This is a genomic window from Coprococcus sp. ART55/1 (assembly GCF_000210595.1).
GTDB classification, from domain to species: domain Bacteria; phylum Bacillota; class Clostridia; order Lachnospirales; family Lachnospiraceae; genus Coprococcus; species Coprococcus aceti.
Genome location: NC_021018.1, coordinates 2,822,233 through 2,825,926, shown reverse-complemented (window position 1 = coordinate 2,825,926; position 3,694 = coordinate 2,822,233). Strand labels below are relative to the sequence as shown.

Annotated in this window: 5 protein-coding genes; all 5 read left to right on the top strand. The window is 43.9% G+C overall.

Annotation, left to right across the window (positions count from 1 at the left end):
- The coding region (locus CCU_RS12725; RefSeq protein ID WP_208896256.1) for a ribonuclease E/G at positions 1–1,118 on the top strand (1,118 nt) is incomplete at its 5' end.
- Positions 1,119–1,274: 156 nt separating this feature from the next.
- Positions 1,275–1,583, top strand: coding sequence for a 50S ribosomal protein L21 (gene rplU, locus CCU_RS12720; RefSeq protein WP_004850943.1), 309 nt, complete (start codon positions 1,275–1,277; stop codon positions 1,581–1,583).
- A 28-nt stretch (positions 1,584–1,611) separates the two neighbouring features.
- On the top strand, positions 1,612–1,938 hold the full coding sequence (locus tag CCU_RS12715) for a ribosomal-processing cysteine protease Prp (protein ID WP_015534943.1): 327 nt from the start codon (positions 1,612–1,614) through the stop codon (positions 1,936–1,938).
- Between the two features lie 5 nt (positions 1,939–1,943).
- Positions 1,944–2,231 carry a 50S ribosomal protein L27 gene (gene rpmA, locus CCU_RS12710; RefSeq protein ID WP_004850948.1) on the top strand — a complete coding sequence of 96 codons (288 nt, stop codon included), beginning with the start codon at positions 1,944–1,946 and terminating at the stop codon, positions 2,229–2,231.
- A 193-nt stretch (positions 2,232–2,424) separates the two neighbouring features.
- Positions 2,425–3,694, top strand: a 1,270-nt coding sequence (gene obgE / locus CCU_RS12705) for a GTPase ObgE (protein ID WP_208896255.1), incomplete at its 3' end; no start/stop codon positions are given.

The window sequence follows — 3,694 nt, the reverse complement described above, 5'->3', positions numbered from 1 at the left end:
TTATACAGGATGGCAAAGTCACAGATCTTAACCTGTCAGAGGGCAGTACAGTCCTCGGCAATATCTATGTGGGCAAGGTGGCCAACATCGTAAACAATATAAATGCCTGCTTCGTGGATTACGGTGACAGACTTCCCTGCTACTACAGTCTGGATGACAATGATATTATATACGCCGATGGCAGGGAGCACACAAAGCTCAGGATCGGCGATGAGATAGTCGTTCAGATCAGCCGTGACGCAGTCAAGACCAAGAACCCTGTTGGTTCATCGGAGCTCACCCTCCGCGGGGATTACTGTGTGGTCCACACCGGGGAACAGATCGGTGTATCGAACAAGATAAGCAGCAGAAAGCTCCGGGACGAGCTTAAGGACATCGCGCGAAATACCCTCCCGGCGGGTATAGGTTGTATCATTAGGACAAATGCTGTGGATGCGGACCCTGAACTCATAAAACGTGAACTGAATGAGCTGGGCGGTCGTCTCACACAGATCCTGAAGGCCGCAGCAACCAGAAAATGCTTTTCCTGTCTGTACCGGAATCCACCGGAATATATAGAAAACATAACTTTCATGGGAAGTAATAAGCTAGATTCACTGGTAACCGATGATGAAGAAATATTCCACGTATTTGAGGATTACATAGAGAAAAAACAGCCTGGAACAATAGACTTAACGCTTCATACCGATACAGAATGTCCGCTTACGGCAATCTACAATCTCAATAAAGAAGTGGAGGGAGCTCTAAAGGAGAGAGTATGGCTTAAGTCAGGTGCCTACCTTATAATCCAGCAGACTGAGGCCATGGTAGTTGTGGATGTGAATACAGGCAAGGCTATATCAGGCAGAGATATGGAACAGCACATGCTGAAGGTCAACACCGAGGCGGCCATCGAAACCTGCCGTCAGTTAAGACTCCGCAATCTGTCAGGGATAGTAGTCATAGACTTTATAAACATGAAGAATCCCGATGATATTCTCAGGATACGTGATACCCTGATAAGAGAGCTGGCAGACGATCCTGTACCAGCCAAATTCGTAGATATCACCAAGCTTGGACTTATAGAGCTGACCAGAAAGAAGTTAAAGAGACCGCTTCACGAAATGGTTAAGCTTTGATGAAAATAAATCAAAAAATATTGTAAAAATATATCAGAAAATTATTGACAAATAATCATCTCAATGGTAGATTATATGAGTATGCCGCACAGTTAGGTATAAGTGTGTCAACAGACACCACCAAAACTGGCGAGTTTGATTAAGGAGGTATTAACCATGTACGCAATTATAGCAACAGGCGGTAAGCAGTACAAGGTAGCTGAAGGAGACGTGATCAAGGTTGAGAAGCTCGCAGCAGAGGCTGGAAGCGAAGTAACATTTGATGATGTTATCTTAGTAAGCACTGATTCAGACGTTAAGTGTGGAGATGCAGTTGCTAATGCATCTGTAACAGCATCAGTAGTTGGTGAAGGCAAGTCTAAGAAAGTTATTGTTTACAAGTACAAGAGAAAGACTGGCTATCACAAGAAGAATGGTCACAGACAGTCATATACTAAGGTTGAGATCAAGAAGATCAACGCTTAATTGGTATTGATTGTATCGATTATAAGACATGATTGATGTAGTTATTTATCAGAACAGCAATTCGGAATATATAGGATTTAAGACAGATGGACATGCGGAATATGATGATCCTGGACAAGATATCGTCTGTAGCGCAGTTTCAGCGATCACGATAACCATCCTGAACTCTGTTGAGAAGCTTTCAGATGTGAATTTCACACTTGACTGCGATCAGGAGAGTGGACATATGGATTTCATATTCACAGAGGAGCCGGATATCAAGGCACAGACTTTGATGCAGGCGCTTGTGATCGGTATATCCGGAATCGAAGAATCCTATGGCGATTATATTTGTATGACCTTTAAGGAGGTGTAATTGACATGATGAAGATGGAACTTCAGTTTTTCGCTCATAAGAAAGGTGTAGGTTCTACAAAGAACGGCAGAGACTCAGAGTCCAAGAGACTTGGCGCTAAGAGAGCTGACGGTCAGTTCGTAAAGGCTGGTAACATCCTTTACAGACAGCGTGGAACAAAGATTCATCCAGGTCTTAACGTTGGTATCGGCGGAGATGACACACTGTTCGCTACAGCTGATGGTATCGTTAGATTTGAGAGAAAGGGTAGAGACAAGAAGCAGGTTTCTATCTATCCAGTAGTTAACGAGTAATATTGGATATATATAAGTAATACTATCAAGAGACTGGAGTAATTTTTATTATTCCAGTCTTTTTTTACAGACAAAAGTGCAGATATGGGGTATACTATGAAATAGTGTGCAGATGTATCTGCAGAACTTGACACAGGTAGTTTAGACATTGAATATTCGGTATAGAATATCTGACATAGAAAGGCGGTATATTATGTTTGCCGATAGAGCCAGAATATATGTGAGATCAGGCAAGGGCGGTGACGGACATGTATCCTTCAGAAGAGAGAAATATGTTCCAAACGGCGGTCCTGACGGCGGTGACGGAGGTAATGGCGGTGACGTTATCTTTGTTGTCGACGAGGGAATGAACACGCTCACTAACTATAGACATGTGACAAAATACAAAGCCGGAGACGGTGAAGAGGGAGGCAAGAAGAACTGCCATGGCAGCAATGGTGCCGATATCGTGCTCAAGGTTCCACCTGGAACTGTTGTCAAAGATTCAGAGACAGGTAAGGTTATTCTCGATATGGCATACAAGAAGGAACCTGTTGTTTTCCTTAAAGGAGGCCGTGGTGGCCGTGGCAACAGAACATATGTAACTTCAACCATGCAGGCGCCAAAGTATGCACAGCCTGGTCAGCCAGCCAAGGAGCTTACAGTAGATCTTGAACTCAAGTGTATAGCTGACGTAGGACTTGTCGGATACCCAAGTGTAGGTAAATCAACCTTCCTTGCAAGAGTTACGAATGCCCGTCCTAAGATCGCGGCATATCATTTTACCACTTTAGTTCCGAACCTGGGTGTGGTGGATCTCGGGGATAAGAACGGCTTCGTGATCGCAGACATTCCAGGCATAATTGAAGGTGCGTCAGAAGGAACAGGTCTTGGACTTCAGTTCTTAAGACATATAGAGCGTACAAAGGTTATAATCCACATCGTGGATGCAGCCTCGGTGGATGGAAGAGATCCGATCAATGATATCCACGTAATCAATGAAGAGCTCAAGAAGTACAATAAAGACATCGAGAACCGTCCACAGGTTATAGCAGCCAACAAGGTCGATCTTCTGGATGATATGGGCTATGAGACTGTCATAGAGATGCTTAAGGAGGAATTCCCGGAGGATGAAGGATATAAGATATTCCCTATATCTGCAGTATCAGGAAAGGGTATCAATGAACTTCTCTGGTATGTCAATGACCTTGTAAAGCAGTCTCCAAGGGAGATCATCGAATTTGAACCTGAGATAGATCTGTCCATGCAGGATGATCCTGAGCTTCCATTTGAAGTCAGAAAGTCAGACGAGGAGGAGGGTGTATATATCGTCGAGGGTCCACGAATCGAGAAGATGCTCGGATATACGAACCTTGAATCTGAGAAGGGCTTTGATTTCTTCCAGAAGTTCCTCAGAGACAACGGAATACTTGCACAGCTTGAGGAGCTTGGCTGTGTAGACGGAGATACTGTAAGAATGTATT

Bases quoted from the DNA above. Each gene is read 5' to 3' on its own strand.
- rplU (WP_004850943.1), top strand. From the start codon at position 1,275: ATGTACGCAATTATAGCAACAGGCGGTAAGCAGTACAAGGTAGCTGAA.
- CCU_RS12715 (WP_015534943.1), top strand. From the start codon at position 1,612: ATGATTGATGTAGTTATTTATCAGAACAGCAATTCGGAATATATAGGA.
- rpmA (WP_004850948.1), top strand. From the start codon at position 1,944: ATGATGAAGATGGAACTTCAGTTTTTCGCTCATAAGAAAGGTGTAGGT.